This is a genomic window from Limnobaculum eriocheiris (assembly GCF_021010575.1).
Lineage (GTDB): Bacteria > Pseudomonadota > Gammaproteobacteria > Enterobacterales > Enterobacteriaceae > Limnobaculum > Limnobaculum eriocheiris.
On sequence record NZ_JAJNAG010000014.1, the window covers coordinates 20,830 to 38,589 of the forward strand.

15 protein-coding genes and 4 tRNA genes are annotated in these 17,760 nt (G+C 43.7%); 17 read left to right on the plus strand and 2 right to left on the minus strand.

Going from position 1 to position 17,760, the window contains the following annotated elements; genetic code table 11:
- The first annotated feature begins 389 nt into the window (after nt 1–389).
- The 13 genes from rho to wecG all read left to right on the plus strand — a co-directional run bounded on the left by rho (nt 390) and on the right by wecG (nt 14,710).
- On the plus strand, nt 390–1,649 hold the full coding sequence (rho, locus tag LPW36_RS08240) for a transcription termination factor Rho (RefSeq protein WP_047782390.1): 1,260 nt from the start codon (nt 390–392) through the stop codon (nt 1,647–1,649).
- 72 nt (nt 1,650–1,721) lie between these two features.
- A complete protein-coding gene (gene wecA, locus LPW36_RS08245; RefSeq protein ID WP_230609066.1) occupies nt 1,722–2,819 on the plus strand; it encodes a UDP-N-acetylglucosamine--undecaprenyl-phosphate N-acetylglucosaminephosphotransferase in 1,098 nt (365 codons plus the stop codon).
- Between the two features lie 21 nt (nt 2,820–2,840).
- Nucleotides 2,841–3,881, plus strand: coding sequence for an ECA polysaccharide chain length modulation protein (gene wzzE / locus LPW36_RS08250; RefSeq protein WP_230609068.1), 1,041 nt, complete (start codon nt 2,841–2,843; stop codon nt 3,879–3,881).
- A 70-nt stretch (nt 3,882–3,951) separates the two neighbouring features.
- On the plus strand, nt 3,952–5,082 hold the full coding sequence (wecB, locus tag LPW36_RS08255) for a non-hydrolyzing UDP-N-acetylglucosamine 2-epimerase (RefSeq protein ID WP_230609070.1): 1,131 nt from the start codon (nt 3,952–3,954) through the stop codon (nt 5,080–5,082).
- Nucleotides 5,079–6,341, plus strand: coding sequence for a UDP-N-acetyl-D-mannosamine dehydrogenase (gene wecC, locus LPW36_RS08260; RefSeq protein ID WP_230609073.1), 1,263 nt, complete (start codon nt 5,079–5,081; stop codon nt 6,339–6,341). Before wecB ends, wecC begins: the two co-directional genes overlap by 4 nt.
- A complete protein-coding gene (rffG, locus tag LPW36_RS08265) occupies nt 6,332–7,405 on the plus strand; it encodes a dTDP-glucose 4,6-dehydratase (RefSeq protein WP_230609076.1) in 1,074 nt (357 codons plus the stop codon). The genes wecC and rffG overlap by 10 nt, the downstream gene beginning before the upstream one ends.
- Nucleotides 7,406–7,518: 113 nt before the next feature.
- Nucleotides 7,519–8,400 (plus strand): glucose-1-phosphate thymidylyltransferase RfbA, encoded by an 882-nt coding sequence (gene rfbA, locus LPW36_RS08270; protein WP_230609080.1) that lies wholly within the window; start codon nt 7,519–7,521, stop codon nt 8,398–8,400.
- Entirely contained in the window at nt 8,378–9,091 is a 714-nt protein-coding gene (gene rffC / locus LPW36_RS08275) for a dTDP-4-amino-4,6-dideoxy-D-galactose acyltransferase (protein WP_230609082.1), read from the plus strand. The genes rfbA and rffC overlap by 23 nt, the downstream gene beginning before the upstream one ends.
- A 43-nt stretch (nt 9,092–9,134) precedes the next feature.
- Nucleotides 9,135–10,265, plus strand: coding sequence for a dTDP-4-amino-4,6-dideoxygalactose transaminase (gene rffA / locus LPW36_RS08280; RefSeq protein WP_230609084.1), 1,131 nt, complete (start codon nt 9,135–9,137; stop codon nt 10,263–10,265).
- Nucleotide 10,266: 1 nt separating this feature from the next.
- The gene (wzxE, locus tag LPW36_RS08285; protein WP_230609087.1) at nt 10,267–11,517 is read left to right on the plus strand and encodes a lipid III flippase WzxE; all 1,251 of its coding nucleotides are present in this window, start codon (nt 10,267–10,269) and stop codon (nt 11,515–11,517) included.
- Nucleotides 11,514–12,602: a TDP-N-acetylfucosamine:lipid II N-acetylfucosaminyltransferase gene (locus LPW36_RS08290; RefSeq protein ID WP_230609091.1), complete on the plus strand. Its 1,089-nt coding sequence runs from the start codon at nt 11,514–11,516 to the stop codon at nt 12,600–12,602. The genes wzxE and LPW36_RS08290 overlap by 4 nt, the downstream gene beginning before the upstream one ends.
- Nucleotides 12,602–13,972, plus strand: coding sequence for an ECA oligosaccharide polymerase (gene wzyE, locus LPW36_RS08295; RefSeq protein ID WP_230609093.1), 1,371 nt, complete (start codon nt 12,602–12,604; stop codon nt 13,970–13,972). The genes LPW36_RS08290 and wzyE overlap by 1 nt, the downstream gene beginning before the upstream one ends.
- 9 nt (nt 13,973–13,981) lie before the next feature.
- The gene (gene wecG / locus LPW36_RS08300; RefSeq protein WP_230609095.1) at nt 13,982–14,710 is read left to right on the plus strand and encodes a lipopolysaccharide N-acetylmannosaminouronosyltransferase; all 729 of its coding nucleotides are present in this window, start codon (nt 13,982–13,984) and stop codon (nt 14,708–14,710) included.
- 65 nt (nt 14,711–14,775) lie between these two features.
- On the opposite strand, the gene sstT is transcribed toward wecG, so the two are convergent.
- Entirely contained in the window at nt 14,776–16,029 is a 1,254-nt protein-coding gene (sstT, locus tag LPW36_RS08305) for a serine/threonine transporter SstT (protein ID WP_420844747.1), read from the minus strand.
- A 364-nt stretch (nt 16,030–16,393) separates the two neighbouring features.
- Here sstT and LPW36_RS08310 point away from each other — a divergent pair.
- The 4 genes from LPW36_RS08310 to LPW36_RS08325 all read left to right on the plus strand — a co-directional run bounded on the left by LPW36_RS08310 (nt 16,394) and on the right by LPW36_RS08325 (nt 16,854).
- Nucleotides 16,394–16,470 (plus strand) — tRNA-Arg (locus LPW36_RS08310).
- A 65-nt stretch (nt 16,471–16,535) separates the two neighbouring features.
- A tRNA-His gene (locus tag LPW36_RS08315) sits at nt 16,536–16,611 on the plus strand.
- Nucleotides 16,612–16,652: 41 nt separating this feature from the next.
- A tRNA-Leu gene (locus LPW36_RS08320) sits at nt 16,653–16,738 on the plus strand.
- Nucleotides 16,739–16,777: 39 nt separating this feature from the next.
- Nucleotides 16,778–16,854 (plus strand) — tRNA-Pro (locus tag LPW36_RS08325).
- Nucleotides 16,855–16,946: 92 nt separating this feature from the next.
- On the opposite strand, the gene LPW36_RS08330 is transcribed toward LPW36_RS08325, so the two are convergent.
- Complete coding sequence (locus tag LPW36_RS08330) at nt 16,947–17,327, minus strand: DUF1294 domain-containing protein (protein ID WP_230609098.1); 381 nt, start codon at nt 17,325–17,327, stop codon at nt 16,947–16,949.
- Between the last annotated feature and the right edge of the window lie 433 nt (nt 17,328–17,760).

Sequence of the window (17,760 nt, forward strand, 5' to 3'; positions counted from 1 at the left end):
GTGATATCGAATAGAATTTTTACTGGAAAAACAGCCCATAGGTGCTAATTTATTAGCTGAACCGTAGACTCGGTTAATAAAGCGTGCTACCTTTAATCACGCTTCATGCAATCTTATCTATATATACGTACTCGTTTTAAAATCGTAGCTTAAAGTTCTTAGAGCAGTTTAATCATGAGCATCGACTGTGAATGCTATGATTTTAAAACAGGTTTAGAATGTATATCCGGGCATTATTTCTGAGTTTCTGATATGTGGTCAGGCATCGTCATACTACTTTTCTGATATAAAATAATGAACAGATATTCTAATAATACAGGCGCGGCGTATACCGTCAGCTATTCACGAAGACTTTTCGAGACAGACCCCGAGTTAAAGAACCCACCATTATGAATCTTACCGAACTAAAAAATACGCCGGTCTCTGAGTTGATTACTCTCGGCGAAAATATGGGGCTGGAAAACCTGGCCCGTATGCGCAAACAAGATATTATCTTTTCGATTCTTAAGCAGCATGCGAAAAGTGGAGAAGATATTTTTGGCGATGGCGTGTTGGAAATATTGCAGGATGGATTCGGTTTCCTCCGTTCTGCTGACAGTTCCTACCTCGCTGGTCCAGATGATATCTATGTTTCCCCTAGTCAAATCCGCCGTTTTAACTTACGTACTGGTGACACCATTTCAGGAAAAATTCGTCCACCAAAAGAGGGTGAACGTTATTTTGCATTACTGAAAGTTAATGAAGTTAATTACGATAAGCCAGAAAACGCTCGTAATAAGATTCTGTTTGAAAACTTAACGCCATTACACGCCAACTCTCGTCTGCGGATGGAACGTGGTAATGGTTCTACCGAAGATTTAACCGCTCGCGTTCTGGATCTTGCTTCTCCAATTGGTCGTGGTCAGCGTGGTCTGATTGTTGCACCGCCAAAAGCCGGTAAAACGATGTTGCTGCAAAATATCGCGCAGAGCATTGCTTATAATCATCCTGATTGCGTACTGATGGTGCTACTGATTGATGAACGTCCGGAAGAGGTAACAGAGATGCAACGTCTGGTGAAAGGTGAAGTTGTGGCTTCAACCTTTGATGAACCAGCATCTCGTCATGTTCAGGTCGCTGAAATGGTTATTGAAAAAGCTAAGCGTCTGGTAGAGCATAAAAAAGACGTTATCATTCTGCTTGATTCTATTACCCGTTTAGCGCGTGCATATAACACGGTTGTACCAGCTTCAGGTAAAGTATTGACCGGTGGTGTGGATGCAAATGCTTTGCATCGTCCAAAACGTTTCTTTGGTGCTGCCCGTAATGTGGAAGAAGGTGGTAGCCTGACGATTATTGCTACGGCGTTGGTTGATACCGGCTCTAAAATGGATGAAGTCATCTACGAAGAGTTTAAAGGTACAGGTAACATGGAATTGCATTTATCTCGCAAGATTGCAGAGAAGCGCGTATTCCCGGCTATCGATTACAACCGTTCCGGTACCCGTAAAGAAGAGTTACTGACAACGTCAGAAGAATTACAAAAAATGTGGATCCTGCGCAGAATCATTCACCCTATGGGAGAAATTGATGCGATGGAGTTCCTCATCAATAAGTTAGCGATGACGAAAACTAATGATGAATTCTTTGATATGATGAAGCGTTCATAATAATCAGTTAAATAGTTATGAGTATTAGAGTAATATTCTGATACTCATAAACTTTATCGAGAGCCGTTAATCGTGAATTTACTCAGTATGAGTGGCGATCTTGTTATCGTCTTTTTGTTCTCTCTGGCTTTTCTATTTATTGCACGCAAAATAGCCAAAAGCATTGGCTTAGTAGATAAACCAAATTATCGGAAACGCCATCAAGGTGTTATCCCATTAGTTGGTGGTATTTCTGTTTATGCCGGGGTTTGCCTGTATCTTTTTCTTAACTGGAATGAGATTGTGCAACCCGGCATTTATCTTATTTGCGCCGGGATTTTGGTTTTAGTCGGTGCAGTGGACGATCGTTTTGATATTAGCGTTAAGTTCAGGGCATCAGTACAAGCACTGGTAGCTATCGCAATGATGGTTTTTGCTGGTATGTATCTTCATAGCCTTGGATATATTTTAGGTCCATGGGAGCTGATACTTGGCCCGGTAGGTTATGTAGTGACTCTGTTTGCAGTGTGGGCTGCAATTAATGCTTTCAATATGGTTGATGGTATTGATGGCCTGCTTGGTGGATTAGGCTGTGTCACTTTTGGCGCGTTAGGTGTTTTATTAGTTATTGATGGACAAACATTTTTAGGCTATTGGTGTTTTGCTATTATCGTCGCTATTATTCCCTATTTATTGCTCAATTTGGGCGCGTTTGGTAAACGCTACAAAGTGTTTATGGGAGATGCAGGTAGTACGCTAATTGGTTTTACCGTTATCTGGATCTTACTACAGAGTACTCAGGGGGTCGGTCATCCAATGAATCCCGTGACTGCCTTATGGGTTATTGCTATTCCTCTGATTGATATGATTGCCATTATGTACCGTCGGTTACGTAAGGGCATGAGTCCATTTGCTGCCGATCGACAGCACATTCATCATCTTATTATGCGTGCTGGTTTCACCTCCCGTCAGGCATTTGTGCTGATTACGTTGGCGGCTGCACTGTTGGCTGCCATTGGTGTTATCGGAGAACATATCTTTTTTATCTCTGAATGGATGATGTTGGTACTATTCTTGCTTGTATTTGTATTGTATGGCTTTTGTATTAAGCATGCCTGGCGCGTCGCTCGTTTTATTAAACGCACGAAGCGCCGTATGCGGCGAACTCATGAAAATCAGCGAATTTCTTAACCAGAGGCTTTTGTCTTAGACATGAAATCAGAGATCCAGTCAGTTGATAATGAATTAGATATTCGTAGCCTGTGCTATTCATTATGGTATGGCAAAATATGGATTGTTGGCATTGCCATTATTTTTGCAGCTATTGCTTTAGGTTACTCTTATGTGGTCAAACAGGAGTGGAGCACTACCGCAATTACTGATAAACCAACAGTGAGTATGCTGGGTGGTTATTATTCGCAAGAGCAGTTTTTGCGAGGTCTTATCCGGACCAGTAGCAATAGTGCAGCAGTAGCAGAAACGCCCATTACGGAAGATGTTTACAGCGAATTTATTATGCAGCTTTCTTCCTATGATGCTCGCCGCGATTTCTGGCTACAGTCTGATTACTATAAACAGCGTCAATCAGGTGATGTGCGTGCAGACGCAGTGGTACTGGATGAGTTGATTAATAATATTATTTTTACGCCTAAAGACGATAAAAAAGGAATCAATGATAGTATTAAGCTAACGGCTGAAACACCAAGTGACGCAAATCAGCTACTGCGTCAGTATATTAATTTTGCTAATCAGCGCGCAGTAACTAGCTTAAATGCCGAATTGCAGGGCACCTGGTCAGTTCGTCAAACATCCCTTGCCCGTCAGGTTCAACGTCAGGAAAAAATGGCGAATGCGGTATATCAGCGAGAATTAAAACGCTTACAGCAGGCGCTAACCATTGCTCAGCAGCAGGGGATCACCCGTTCCCAAACGGATGTTCCAGCCGATCAATTACCTAACTCAGAATTGTTTTTATTAGGTAAGCCCATGCTTCAGGCTCGATATGAGGCATTACAGGCAAATGGCCCTGATTTTGAAAATGATTATGACCACGATCGCGCGGTGCTCTCTTCGCTGAATGATGGGGCTAAATTGGATAATCAGTTTAAGGCATACCGCTATTTACGTACCCCAGAAGACCCCATTACCCGAGACAAACCTCGTCGCCTGTTCCTGCTGATTATGTGGGGAGGGGTGGGGGCACTTGTTGGTGCTGGAGTAGCGCTGACCCGCAGACGTAATAAAGAAATATGATAGGGATAGGTACCTTCGGGCACCTGAATGGCAATAACTGCCGTGATAACTGACTTAAAGAGATAGCTCTGTGAAAGTGTTAACTGTTTTTGGCACACGACCTGAAGCAATTAAAATGGCCCCTTTGGTGCACGCACTGGCCGATGATGACTATTTTGAGTCGAAAGTTTGTGTGACGGCTCAACATCGGGAGATGTTGGATCAGGTACTTAAGTTATTTGATATAAAACCTGATTACGATCTGGATATTATGCGACCAGGACAAGGTTTAACCGAAATTACCTGCCGTATACTTGAAGGGCTAAAGCCGGTTTTAGAAGAGTTTAAACCAGACGTGGTTTTGGTTCATGGAGATACCACTACGACTCTTGCCACCAGCTTGGCTGCATTTTATCAGCGTATTCCTGTTGGACACGTTGAGGCTGGGTTACGTACCGGCGATCTCTATTCTCCATGGCCAGAGGAAGGAAATCGGAAATTGACGGGCCATCTGGCCATGTATCACTTTTCTCCAACAGAGACATCAAAGCAAAACTTATTAACGGAAGCTATACCCGATAGCCGTATTTTTATTACAGGTAATACGGTAATTGATGCGCTGTTTTGGGTACGTAATCGTATCCATAATGATGCTCGATTAAAACAGGAAATGGAGCAGCGTTACGCTTTCTTGCAGCAAGATAAGAAAATTATTTTGGTTACCGGTCATCGCCGGGAAAGTTTTGGTGATGGTTTTGAACGGATTTGTAGTGCTTTGGCAGATATTGCCAGAACTCACCCGGATGTGCAGGTGGTTTATCCGGTGCATCTTAATCCAAATGTCAGGGAGCCGGTTAAGCGTATTCTGAGTCATATTGATAATGTGATTTTGATTGAGCCTCAGGATTATCTGCCGTTTGTTTATTTGATGGATCACGCTTATTTAATTTTGACTGACTCTGGCGGCATTCAGGAAGAGGCTCCTTCTTTAGGTAAGCCAGTTCTGGTTATGCGTAAAACGACAGAGCGTCCGGAAGCCGTTTCAGCCGGAACAGTTCGATTAGTTGGTACAAATATTGCATTGATTTTAGAAGAGGTGAGCCGACTGTTAACGGATGAAAATGAGTATCACTTAATGAGTCGGGCACATAATCCTTACGGTGATGGAAAAGCCTGTCAGCGTATTCTCGATGCTTTAAAAAATAATCAGGTGAAGCTATGAGTTTTGAAACAATTTCAGTAATCGGTCTTGGCTATATTGGTTTACCTACTGCTGCAGCTTTTGCATCGCGCAAAAAGAAAGTTATTGGCGTAGATATTAATCAGCACGCGGTGGATACCATTAACCGTGGTGCGATTCATATTGTTGAGCCTGATTTAGATAAAGTTGTCAAAGAGGCCGTCGAAGCGGGTTGTTTACAGGCGGTGACTAAACCTTTAGCTGCGGATGCATTTTTAATTGCTGTTCCTACACCTTTTAAAGGCGATCACGAGCCAGATATGGTGTATGTGGAAACCGCTGCTAAATCTATTGCTCCCGTATTGAAAAAAGGCGATCTGGTCATTCTGGAGTCAACTTCTCCTGTTGGTGCGACTGAGCAGATGGCTGGCTGGCTGGCGGTTGCTCGCCCGGACCTTACTTTCCCTCAACAGGCTGGCGAAAATGCTGATATCAATATCGCTTATTGTCCTGAACGCGTATTACCAGGGAAAGTCATGGTAGAACTGATTCAAAACGATCGGGTAGTCGGTGGCATGACTTCTCGTTGTTCAGATCGTGCCAGCGAGTTATATAAAATTTTCCTGAAAGGTGAGTGCGTTATTACCAACTCGCGTACTGCAGAGATGTGTAAGTTAACTGAGAACAGCTTTCGTGATGTCAATATTGCCTTTGCCAACGAGTTGTCGCTGATTTGTGATCATCAGGGGATTAATGTATGGGAGCTGATTCGTCTGGCTAACCGTCATCCCCGGGTTAATATCTTGCAACCAGGGCCAGGTGTTGGTGGTCACTGTATTGCTGTCGATCCATGGTTTATCGTGGCACAAAATCCTCAGGATGCGCGTTTGATTCGTATTGCTCGAGAAGTGAATGATGGCAAACCTTATTGGGTGCTGGATAAAGTAAAATCTGCAGTAGCTGATTGTCTGACGGCTACTGGTAAACGTGCTGCAGAGATTAAGATTGCCTGTTTTGGTCTGGCATTTAAACCGGATATTGACGATCTGAGAGAGAGTCCGGCGCTGGAAATTACCCATATGATTGCCGACTGGCATGCCGGGACAACGCTGGCCGTTGAGCCAAACGTCCATGAATTACCAAAAGTGCTGGCTGAAAAGGCCCGTTTAACTGACACCGGGGAAGCGCTGGTTGAAGCAGATGTTTTGGTTATGCTGGTTGATCATCGCCAGTTTAAGGCCATCAGCCCGGAGCAGGTTAAGCAGCAGTGGGTTATTGATACAAAAGGGGTATGGCGTTGAGAAAGATTTTAGTCACAGGTGGAGCCGGTTTTATTGGTTCTGCTGTAGTGAGACATATTATTCAGGATACCAAAGATAGCGTATTGGTGGTTGATAAACTGACTTATGCCGGAAATCTGGATTCATTAGTAGAAGTGGCTGATAGCGATCGCTACTCTTTTGAACAAGTCGATATTTGTGACAGAACTGCGCTGGATCGTCTTTTTGTACAGTATCAACCAGATTTAGTGATGCATCTGGCTGCTGAAAGCCATGTGGATCGCTCTATTGATGGCCCGGCAGCGTTCATTGAAACTAATATTGTTGGAACCTATACGCTTCTTGAAGCCGCCCGTCACTATTGGATGGGGTTAGATACAGCGCTAAAGCAAGCATTTCGCTTTCATCATATCTCTACTGATGAAGTGTATGGCGATTTGCATGGAACAACAGATTTATTCACTGAAACAACGCCTTATGCACCAAGCAGCCCTTATTCAGCGTCTAAGGCATCCAGTGACCATTTGGTCAGAGCCTGGCTACGGACCTATGGTTTTCCAACCATTGTGACCAACTGTTCTAATAACTATGGGCCATATCATTTTCCTGAAAAACTCATTCCTTTGATAATTTTAAATGCATTGGAAGGAAAAGCGTTACCCGTTTATGGTAACGGAGCTCAGGTCAGGGACTGGTTATTTGTTGAGGACCACGCAAGGGCTTTATATAAGGTCGTCACTGAGGGTGTTATTGGTGAAACCTATAATATTGGTGGTCATAATGAGCGTAAAAATATCGAAGTTGTGCGTACTATTTGTCAACTGCTGGAAGAATTAGCGCCATCAAAACCTGAAGGTGTAGCTAAATATGCGGATCTGATTACTTACGTAACGGATCGTCCTGGTCACGATATGCGCTATGCCATTGATGCCAGCAAAATTGAGCGTGAACTGAACTGGAAGCCACTGGAAACCTTTGAATCAGGTATTCGTAAAACTGTTTCCTGGTATCTGGCGAATCAACAATGGTGGCAGAGAGTTCTGGATGGAAGTTATGCCAGAGAACGCATTGGTTTGAAATCGTAGTTTTGCTGACAAAATAACCTGGGGTCTAAAGCAGAGCCCCAATCATTATATTCTATTTAAGTAATATCCCTGATTTCCAGTTAATACAAATGTCAGGGGAAATGGTGATGTCAATGAAAGGTATTATTTTAGCGGGTGGCTCAGGTACCCGACTATATCCAATTACGCGCGGTGTATCTAAACAGCTGCTCCCTATTTATGATAAACCAATGATTTACTATCCGCTTTCCGTGTTGATGCTGGCCGGTATACGGGATATTTTGATTATTTCTACCCCTGAGGACCTACCGGCATTTCAGCGTTTGCTTGGGTCCGGTGAAGAGTTTGGCATTAAACTGGGCTATGCAGCTCAACCAAGCCCGGATGGATTAGCGCAGGCATTTTTGATCGGTGAAGAGTTTATTAACGGTGACTCCTGCTGTTTGGTCTTAGGAGATAACATCTTTTTTGGTCAAAGCTTTAGCTCGAAACTGCGCAGCGTCGTTGCTCGTGACCAGGGCGCGACTGTTTTTGGCTATCAGGTGATGGATCCTGAACGTTTTGGCGTTGTGGAGTTTGATGACAACTTCCGGGCGCTGTCTATTGAAGAAAAACCACTTAAACCTAAGTCAAACTGGGCAGTTACCGGGCTCTATTTCTACGATAATCAAGTTGTGGAAATGGCTAAACAGGTTAAACCGTCTCCTCGTGGCGAACTGGAAATTACCAGCATTAATCAAATGTACCTTGAACAGGGCACATTAAATGTTGAGCTGCTTGGGCGCGGGTTTGCCTGGTTAGATACAGGAACTCACGATAGCCTGATTGAAGCCAGCACCTTTGTGCAAACGGTAGAGAAGAGACAGGGTTTTAAAGTTGCCTGTCTGGAAGAGATTGCCTGGCGTAATGGCTGGTTAGATGATGAGAGTGTGCTAAAAACCGCCAAACTTCTGGCCAAAACAGGATATGGCAAATATTTGCAGGATTTACTCCATGTCCGTCCACGCCAATATTGAGTCTCTTGAGTGGGAGAGTGAGTTCTTTTCACTCTCCACGGCGAAGCTGAATTTTAATGCGTTGGCCGTTACTCCATTAGATACACAAACGTTATCTGATTTTCAGTTGGTTCAGGCAAAGGTACCTGCATCACGAAGTGACTGGATAGACGCTTTAAGCGCACTGGATTTTCAACTGGTTGAAGGTGAAGTGGATTTTATTGTATCACTCGATGCAGTAATGGATAGTTCACCAACATTAATGTTTTCCTGCCGGTTGGCTGCAGAGCAGGATATACCGGCATTACGAGCAGTAGCGTCAGATGTTTTTCGCCTGAGTCGATTTCGTGCTCCTTGGTATCAGAATAGTGATAGCGGTCGTTTTTACGCTTTATGGGTTGAAAAAGCCGTCTCAGGCACTTTTGACCATAGCTGTCTGATACTTGAAGATAAAGACGGTAATCCTCAAGGTTTTGTGACTTTACGTGATATTGGCGATAACCAGGGTCGCGTTGGCCTGCTGGCCGTTTGGCCTGGCTGTAGTAATAAAGGTGTTGGTCTTGAGCTAATGAAGGTAGCAAAAAGTTGGTGTGTGGCACGAAAATTGAATCACCTCTGTGTTGCTACCCAGATGGGAAATCTTGCAGCTTTGCGTCTTTATATTCGTAGCGGTGCTTCCATCAATAGCACAGCATATTGGTTATACAGATAACTATTTACAGATGTCTATTTAACAAATTACTCAGGTGAAAAAAATGATTCCTTTTAACGCCCCTCCCGTTGTTGGTACAGAACTCGAATATATGAAAGCCGCAATGGGTAGCGGTAAGTTGTGCGGTGATGGCGGTTTTACTCGCCGCTGCCAGCAGTGGATGGAGCAACACTTTGGTAGTCACAAGGTGTTGTTGACGCCATCTTGTACTGCTTCATTAGAGATGGCTGCGTTATTGCTGGATATTAAACCTGGTGATGAAGTTATCATGCCAAGTTTTACCTTTGTTTCCACGGCCAATGCTTTTGTACTTCGCGGGGCTAAGGTTGTATTTGTCGATGTCCGCCCGGACACTATGAATATTGATGAAACTAAAATTGAAGCCGCGATTACTGAAAATACCCGTGCGATTGTTCCGGTTCACTATGCTGGTGTGGCATGTGAAATGGATACCATTATGGCACTGGCGAAAAAGCATAAGTTATATGTGGTGGAAGATGCTGCGCAAGGCGTGATGTCAACCTATAAGGGTAAAGCATTAGGTACCATTGGTCATATTGGCTGTTTTAGCTTCCATGAAACGAAAAACTATACGGCGGGTGGTGAAGGTGGTGCAACGCTGATTAACGATCCTGCACTGATTGAACGCGCAGAAATTATTCGTGAGAAAGGAACTAACCGTAGTCAATTTTTCCGCGGTCAGGTCGATAAATATACCTGGCGTGATATTGGTTCCAGTTATCTGATGGCCGATCTGCAGGCTGCGTACCTGTGGGGGCAACTTGAAGCTGCGGAGCTGATTAACCAACGTCGCTTGCAGTTATGGCACAACTATTATAATGCCTTTAAGGCTCTGGCAACGCAGGGAAGAATTGAATTGCCAGCGATTCCATCAAACTGCCAGCAAAATGCTCATATGTTCTATATTAAGTTGAATGATGTAGAAGATCGCACCCGTTTTATCAGTTACCTGAAAGAAGCTGAGATTATGGCGGTATTTCACTATATTCCACTTCATGCTTGCCCTGCTGGCGAGAAGTATGGTGAATTCCACGGTGAAGATCGCTACACCACTAAAGAGAGCGATCGTCTGGTTCGTTTGCCATTATTCTTTAATATGACTGACATCACTCAACGTACTGTAATTAATACCATTCTGAGTTATTTCGCCTGATATGTCTCTGGCTAAAGCATCAATTTGGACTGCCGCCTCCACGCTGATTAAAATCGGCGTGGGGCTATTGATCGTGAAGTTATTGGCAGTCTCTTTTGGCCCCAGCGGAGTTGGTCAGGCAGGGAATTTCCGCCAGTTAATTACCGTGTTGGGTGTGCTATCGGGAGCCGGGATATTTAATGGTATTACGCGCTACGTTGCTCAATACCAACAAGAGCCGGAACAGCTGCGCAAAGCGCTGGGTACATCTGCCAGTATTATTTTAGGTTTTTCTACTCTACTGGCGGTTATTTTTTTGCTATTTGCCGGGCCTGTCAGCGTAGGATTATTTGGCCATGCTGAATATCAGAATGTAGTGAGGTCGGTTGCATTCATTCAGATGGGAATCGCCTACGCTAACTTCTTTCTGGCTATTTTGAAAGGCTATCGTGATGCCGTAGGTAATGCGCTCGGTGTCATTGGTGGTAGTCTGTTTGGTGTCGTTGGGTATCTGGTTTGTTACTTTCTGGGTGGTTATGAAGGTGCATTGGCGGGTTTAGCCTTGGTTCCCGCACTGGTGGTTATTCCCGCTGGTTTTATTTTGTGGCGTAGGAAAACCGTTCCTTTTGGCTATTTAAAGCCCATGTGGGATAAAGCATTAGCCAGTAGTCTGGGCAAATTTACCATCATGGCATTGATTACCTCAGTGACGTTGCCTGTTGCCTATGTGATGATGCGAAATTTACTGGCAGAACACTATAGCTGGGATGATGTTGGCATTTGGCAAGGCGTCAGCAGCATTTCTGATGCCTATCTACAGTTTATTACCGCCTCGTTTACCGTTTATCTGCTCCCCACCCTTTCTCGCCTGACTAACAAATCTGATATCTCTCGAGAAATTTTACGCTCGTTGCGTTTTGTTTTGCCGGTTGTGGCGGTGGTTAGTTTTAGCGTGTGGTTATTGCGTGATTTCGCCATTTGGCTGCTGTTTTCCAGCAAGTTTGTCGCAATGCGCGATCTGTTTGCCTGGCAATTGGTGGGTGATGTTTTAAAAGTAGGTTCGTATGTTTTTGGCTATTTGGTGATCGCTAAGGCATCATTACGGTTTTATATCCTGACGGAAGTGAGTCAATTTGCTTTACTAACCGGTTTTTCACATTGGTTGATACCGCAGAATGGTGCCGTGGGTGCAGCCCAATCTTATATGGCTACCTATATCATCTATTTTGTACTTTGTAGCTGCGTTTTCTTTATTTATCGTAGACGATCATGACGACTTTGATTCATATATTGGGTTCTGATATACCCCACCATAATTTAACGGTACTGCGTTTTTTTAATGACGTTTTATCAGCACAAGTACCTCATGAGTATGTAAAACACTTTATGGTTGCCGCGAGGGATACTTCGTCATTTGAGTCATTTAACCAGCTAAAGATTGAAAGCTATGATGATAAAGCATCGCTGGCTCAGGCCGTGGTTACCCGGGCGAAAGCAGATGCAGAAACACGGTTTTTATTCCATGGTCAGTTTAATGCCAAACTGTGGCTTGCTTTGCTGTTAAATAAAATTAACCCTAAACGCGTTAGTTGGCATATTTGGGGTGCCGATCTGTATGAGGATTCCACCAGTTGGAAGTTTCGGTTGTTTTACCGGTTACGTCGCTTTGCTCAGGGTAAAGTGGGGCACGTTTTTGCCACCCGGGGCGATTTGATGTACTACCAACAGCGACATTCTGATACACCTTGTTCATTACTCTATTTTCCAACCCGAATGGATCCTTCTTATCAACCAGTGCTAACGGATAAAAGCCATAAGAAGACGTTAACGATTTTAGTGGGTAATTCCGGGGATCGTACTAATCGTCATATTGAGGCATTGCAGGAAATTCACCGTCAGTTTGACAAAGAGCTGGTTAAAATTATTATTCCGCTGGGTTATCCGGCAAATAATCATAACTATATTTCAGAAATTAGCGTTAAAGCGGTGGAATTATTTCCTCAGGGGCAGGTTACATTGCTGACGGAACAAATTCCTTTTGACGAATATTTATCTATTCTTTCTGGCTGTGATCTGGGCTATTTCATTTTTAATCGTCAACAGGGAATTGGTACGCTTTGTTTGCTGATTCAAAGTGGTGTGCCCTTTGTTGTGAGTCGTAATAACCCGTTTTGGAACGACCTTCAGGAGCAGGGAATCCCATTTTTGTTTTATGGCGATAAGATAGATATGGAGAGGGTTCGGGAGATTCAGGAAAAAACCGCTACACTGGATAAGAGTCATATTGCCTTTTTTAATCCCAACTATATTAGTGGGTGGAAGCAGGCACTTGTTGTGGCTGCCGGAGAAGTAAAATAATGGAACCTGCACAGTTTGGTGGTTTGTTTGTTGTTTACCTGATATCACTGATCTTCATTCTGACGTTAACTTATAAAGAGTTCAGAAAAGTACGTTTTAATTTTAATGTATTATTTTCGCTGCTCTATCTATTAACCTTTTATTTTGGTTTTCCCCTAACCTGTTTATTGGTTTTTCAGTTTGATGTACAAGTGGTTGAAGTAGATTCATTGCTTAATGCGTTACTTTCGGCGACCTGTTTTTATGCTATTTACTATGTTTGTTATAAAACCCGGTTATTGAAGCCAGGTGATAAGCCTCGTCCTGCACTTTTTAACATGAACCGTGTTGAAACCAACCTAACCTGGATGCTGTTAGCCTTGGTAGCGATTACTACTGTAGGAATATTTTTTCTGCAAAATGGCTTTTTGCTGTTTAAGTTGGAAAAGTATAGCCAGATTTTTTCCAGTGACGTTTCTGGTGTGGCACTAAAACGCTTTTTCTATTTCTTTATTCCAGCCATGTTGGTTGTCTATTTTCTGAAGGAAAATACCCGCAGTTGGTTTTTGTTTCTGATTAGCACGGTTGCCTTTGGCATTCTGACCTATGTGGTTGTCGGGGGGACGCGGGCAAATATCCTGATTGCGTTCTCCCTGTTCCTGTTTATTGGCATTGCTCGTGGGCACATTACCTTGTGGATGTTGGTAATGGCAGGTGTCGCAGGTGTGGTTGGCATGTTCTGGTTGGCATTAAAGCGTTATGGTATGAACGTATCTGGCGCAGAAGCATTTTATACCTTCCTGTATCTCACCCGGGATACGTTCTCTCCGTGGGAGAACCTAGCACTACTATTGCAAAACTACGACAAGATAGAGTTTCAGGGCCTGGCTCCCATTGTTCGCGATTTCTATGTATTTATTCCCGGCTGGTTATGGCCAGATCGACCTAATTTGGTGGTGAATACTGCCAACTACTTTACCTGGGAAGTGCTGGACTACCATGCTGGTTTGGCGATATCACCAACCCTGATAGGCTCTCTGGTGGTGATGGGGGGCGTCTGGTTTATCCCTCTGGGGGCGGTACTGGTTGGTTTAATTATCAAATGGTTTGACTGGGTTTATGAGAAGGGACGGGCTGAGACTAATCGTTATAAAGGTGCCATTATGCAGGCATTCTGTTTTGGCGCGGTTTTTAACATTATTGTATTAGCCCGGGAGGGTTTAGATTCTTTTGTTTCCCGAGTTGTTTTCTTTGCTCTGATATTTGGACTATGTCTGGTTATTGCGAAGTTGCTGTATTGGGTCTTTGATGCCTGTGGCATGATACGTCAGCGAGTCCGCCGTTCCCTGTCTTCCGGACAGGTAAAAATTGATAATGCGAAAGCAGGTTAGGAGAGTAGTGTGAATATTGCTAAATATAGTATTCGCGGTATTGATATATGGGGCTTTCGCAACATGGCTCAGTTTGTCGACTATCTGTTTGACGATAGCGATATGAAAACCGGGACGCTGGTTGCGATCAATGCAGAGAAAGTCATGACCGCAGAGCAGGATAAGCCTTTGCGTGAATTAATTGATGCGGCTGAGTATAAATATGCCGATGGAATCAGTATCGTGCGTTCCATTCGCCGTAAATATCCGGATGCAGACGTACAGCGTATTGCCGGTGCCGATCTCTGGGAAGCGTTAATGGAACAGGCGGGAAAGCAGGGCGTTCCGGTATTTTTGGTGGGAGGGAAACCAGAAATATTGGCAGAAGTTGAGCAAAAGCTAAAAAGCCAGTGGAATGTGAATATTGTTGGCAGTCAGGACGGTTATTTTAAACCGGAAGATCGAGAGGCTTTGTTTGAACGCATTCGTGCCAGCGGTGCCCGATTTGTGACAGTTGCTATGGGATCGCCAAAGCAGGAGATGTTTATGCGCGATTGCCGTAAACTCTATTCTGATGCACTGTATATGGGCGTTGGTGGAACCTATGATGTGTTTACCGGTCACGTTAAGCGTGCACCAAAGGCATGGCAGAACATGGGACTGGAGTGGCTATATCGTTTACTGGTCCAGCCGACCCGCTGGCGCCGGCAGTTTAAGCTGCTTAAGTATGTCGCTTACCATTACACCAATCGCCTTTAGTCGATAAATCATCGCCAATAAAAAAGCCCTTTCGGGCTTTTTTATTGTTCAAATTCAACCAGTCATTAACTTTCTTTTATGGTAGAAGCCGCCATAGCTACTTCTTTTTGCTCTTCAGCTTTGCAAACTGCTGCGATAAATACTACATCAGTTGATGAGTTAATTGCGGTTTCTACCGAGTCTTGCAGAACCCCAATAATAAAGCCCACGGCAACAACCTGCATAGCAATCTCATTTGGGATGCCAAACATGCTACAGGCAACAGGAATCAGCAGTAAAGAGCCACCGGCGACACCTGATGCACCACAGGCGCATACTGAGGCAATAACACTCAGCAGTAATGCGGTAGGAATGTCAACGATGATATCTAAAGTATACACCGCTGCTAATGTTAATACCGTGATAGTCACTGCTGCTCCTGCCATATTGATGGCGGTACCAAGAGGAACGGCAACTGAATAGGTTTCTTCTTTAAGTTTCAGCTTTTTACACAGAGTCATATTGACCGGAATGTTTGCAGCAGAACTACGGGTGAAGAAAGCAGGGATGCCACTGTCACGCAGGCAGGTAAACACTAATGGATATGGGTTTTGACGCGTGATAATAAATACAATTAGCGGGTTAAGTACCAGCGCAACTACCGCCATACAACCGATTAATACTGTCAGCAGATGCGCATAGCCACGAAACGCAGAGAAACCGGTTTCCGGATCTGACAGCGTAGAGGAGACTAAGCCAAAAATACCGATAGGAGCGAAACGGATCACCAGACGAACGATAAAGGTAATGCCGTAAGAGAGATCGCTGACGACGGTTTTGGTGGTATCAGATGCATGACGTAAAGCCACACCTAACGCGATACCCCAAACCAGAAGACCGATATAGTTTGCTTCCATGAGGGCTCTGACAGGGTTATCCACCATCTTAAACAGTACGGCATGGAGAACTTCAATTACGCTGCCCGGAGGGGTTAGCGAAGCATTGGTCGTGGCCAGCAACAGTTTTGACGGGAATAAAAAGCTGCCCAGAACGGCAATTAATGCAGCAGCAAAAGTACCAATCAGATACAGCACCACGATTGGCCGCATATTGGTTTTCTGTCCTTTCTTATGGTTGGCTATAGAAGAGGCAACCAAAATAAAAACCAGAATAGGTGCAACGGACTTCAGTGCACTGACGAATAAATTGCCTAAAAGGCCAACGGCCTGAGCGCCGCTTGGTGATACGAGTGCCAGAATGATACCGGCCAACATGCCTATTAATATTTGGGTAACGAGGCTACCGCGTAGAAAGCCGAATGGCTTTTTTATGTTACTCACTGTGGTTGGTCCCTAAAATAGATATTATTTCCTAAGCCTGTCTTTCCGGTCGGTATTTTGTGTCAATAAAATACCGTCACCTGATGTGGTGATGTTCAGTTAACCGGAAATCTGTGTTTGCTTTTATAGTGTGCGAATGTATTTCTCACTCGCTGACTCTGACTTTAAAAGAGGTTGAGGAATTCTGGAAGCAAAAAATAGTAATAAAGATAAATTTATTCTTATCAAAATGCGTATTACCCTTGTTTTGTGATAAAAAAGTGGTCGAATCGTTGACGAAGTGAGCAATTAGAAAAATTCCTGAAAAAAGGGCTAGACAGATGGGTTCTAAATCCGTACTATCCTCACCGCAACGGCGCACTGCGCGCCCGTAGCTCAGCTGGATAGAGCGCTGCCCTCCGGAGGCAGAGGTCTCAGGTTCGAATCCTGTCGGGCGCGCCATAAACAGTGCGCAGGGCGTGATTAATGTCCAAGGTTTGGATACCGGGTTGAGCAAAGAATTTATGGTGGCTATAGCTCAGTTGGTAGAGCCCTGGATTGTGATTCCAGTTGTCGTGGGTTCAAGTCCCATTAGCCACCCCATTAATTTGTTGATATAGTAGGTTTTAGATTTTTGTGTCATTGCGAAGGTGGCGGAATTGGTAGACGCGCTAGCTTCAGGTGTTAGTGTCCTTCGGACGTGAGGGTTCAAGTCCCTCTCTTCGCACCACACGAATTTAAAATAACAAATAAAAAGCAGTACCTGATTCGGCGAGTAGCGCAGCTTGGTAGCGCAACTGGTTTGGGACCAGTGGGTCGGAGGTTCGAATCCTCTCTCGCCGACCAAATTTTGAGAACCCCGTACATTACGGGGTTTTTCTTTATCTGCTCTTTAGAAGAGTGGTTTGATTATTGCCTTTCTGTTTATCTCATCGATTTTAACGACTTCTTAACCACCAAATTAATATTGCACAGTTAATGATGACGGTAAGCCAGAACATCCATTGAAATGACTTCTTGCTCGACTTGTGGCGAAATAATTGTTGCGCTATCAGAGCGCCTGGCCACCCACCGATAACACCCAGCCATAACAGCGTACTTTCTTTGATACGCCAGGTATGTTTTTTCGCGGCGGATTTATCTTTACCGTATAAAAAAAAAGTTATCAGACTTAATGTGGCATATAAAATTACAACCTGAAGCGGTAGCCAGCCAAACCAAAATGCAAAAGCGATGGCAACAAAAAACAGGATAACCACCAGTAGAATAGAAAAACTAAAGGCCCGGTATTTTTTGTTGGTATCTGTCCGTGATTTCATACTGTCGCTGATCTCTTCTGTTTTTTCTTTGCTTTGTCGTTACTTAAAGACATTTAACGTATTGATTGTAATAAGTAAATATATAATGAGTATTAGGTGTCTCTAAAAAGAGACGTCTTAATCATGTGCTTTATGTTCGGTACAAAAATATGAAAATAGTAGCAAAAACAAAGATTGAAATTAATTTAATTATAATCAATCGGTTATGTTTTAATAAGCTATTTTAACTTGAACTAATAAAAGTTGGCACGGTAAGTGCATTATCCTATATGTAGATGCTCATTCTCCTTTTTATGATAGTTGGTTTAAGGACCACTTCATAATCCAACGAATGATGCAGAGCTGAGTAATGGTGTCTATCGTCTAGCTTTATGATGACATTGTCATCAAACATTAGACATAACGTTGAGTGAGACACCACCATGTTGTCCTT

Coding starts and splice junctions, on each gene's coding strand:
- rffA (WP_230609084.1), top strand. CDS start 9,135: ATGATTCCTTTTAACGCCCCTCCCGTTGTTGGTACAGAACTCGAATAT.
- rffC (WP_230609082.1), top strand. CDS start 8,378: ATGTCCGTCCACGCCAATATTGAGTCTCTTGAGTGGGAGAGTGAGTTC.
- LPW36_RS08290 (WP_230609091.1), top strand. CDS start 11,514: ATGACGACTTTGATTCATATATTGGGTTCTGATATACCCCACCATAAT.
- wecC (WP_230609073.1), top strand. CDS start 5,079: ATGAGTTTTGAAACAATTTCAGTAATCGGTCTTGGCTATATTGGTTTA.
- rfbA (WP_230609080.1), top strand. CDS start 7,519: ATGAAAGGTATTATTTTAGCGGGTGGCTCAGGTACCCGACTATATCCA.
- rffG (WP_230609076.1), top strand. CDS start 6,332: ATGGCGTTGAGAAAGATTTTAGTCACAGGTGGAGCCGGTTTTATTGGT.
- wzxE (WP_230609087.1), top strand. CDS start 10,267: ATGTCTCTGGCTAAAGCATCAATTTGGACTGCCGCCTCCACGCTGATT.
- rho (WP_047782390.1), top strand. CDS start 390: ATGAATCTTACCGAACTAAAAAATACGCCGGTCTCTGAGTTGATTACT.
- wzyE (WP_230609093.1), top strand. CDS start 12,602: ATGGAACCTGCACAGTTTGGTGGTTTGTTTGTTGTTTACCTGATATCA.
- wzzE (WP_230609068.1), top strand. CDS start 2,841: ATGAAATCAGAGATCCAGTCAGTTGATAATGAATTAGATATTCGTAGC.
- LPW36_RS08330 (WP_230609098.1), bottom strand. CDS start 17,327: ATGAAATCACGGACAGATACCAACAAAAAATACCGGGCCTTTAGTTTT.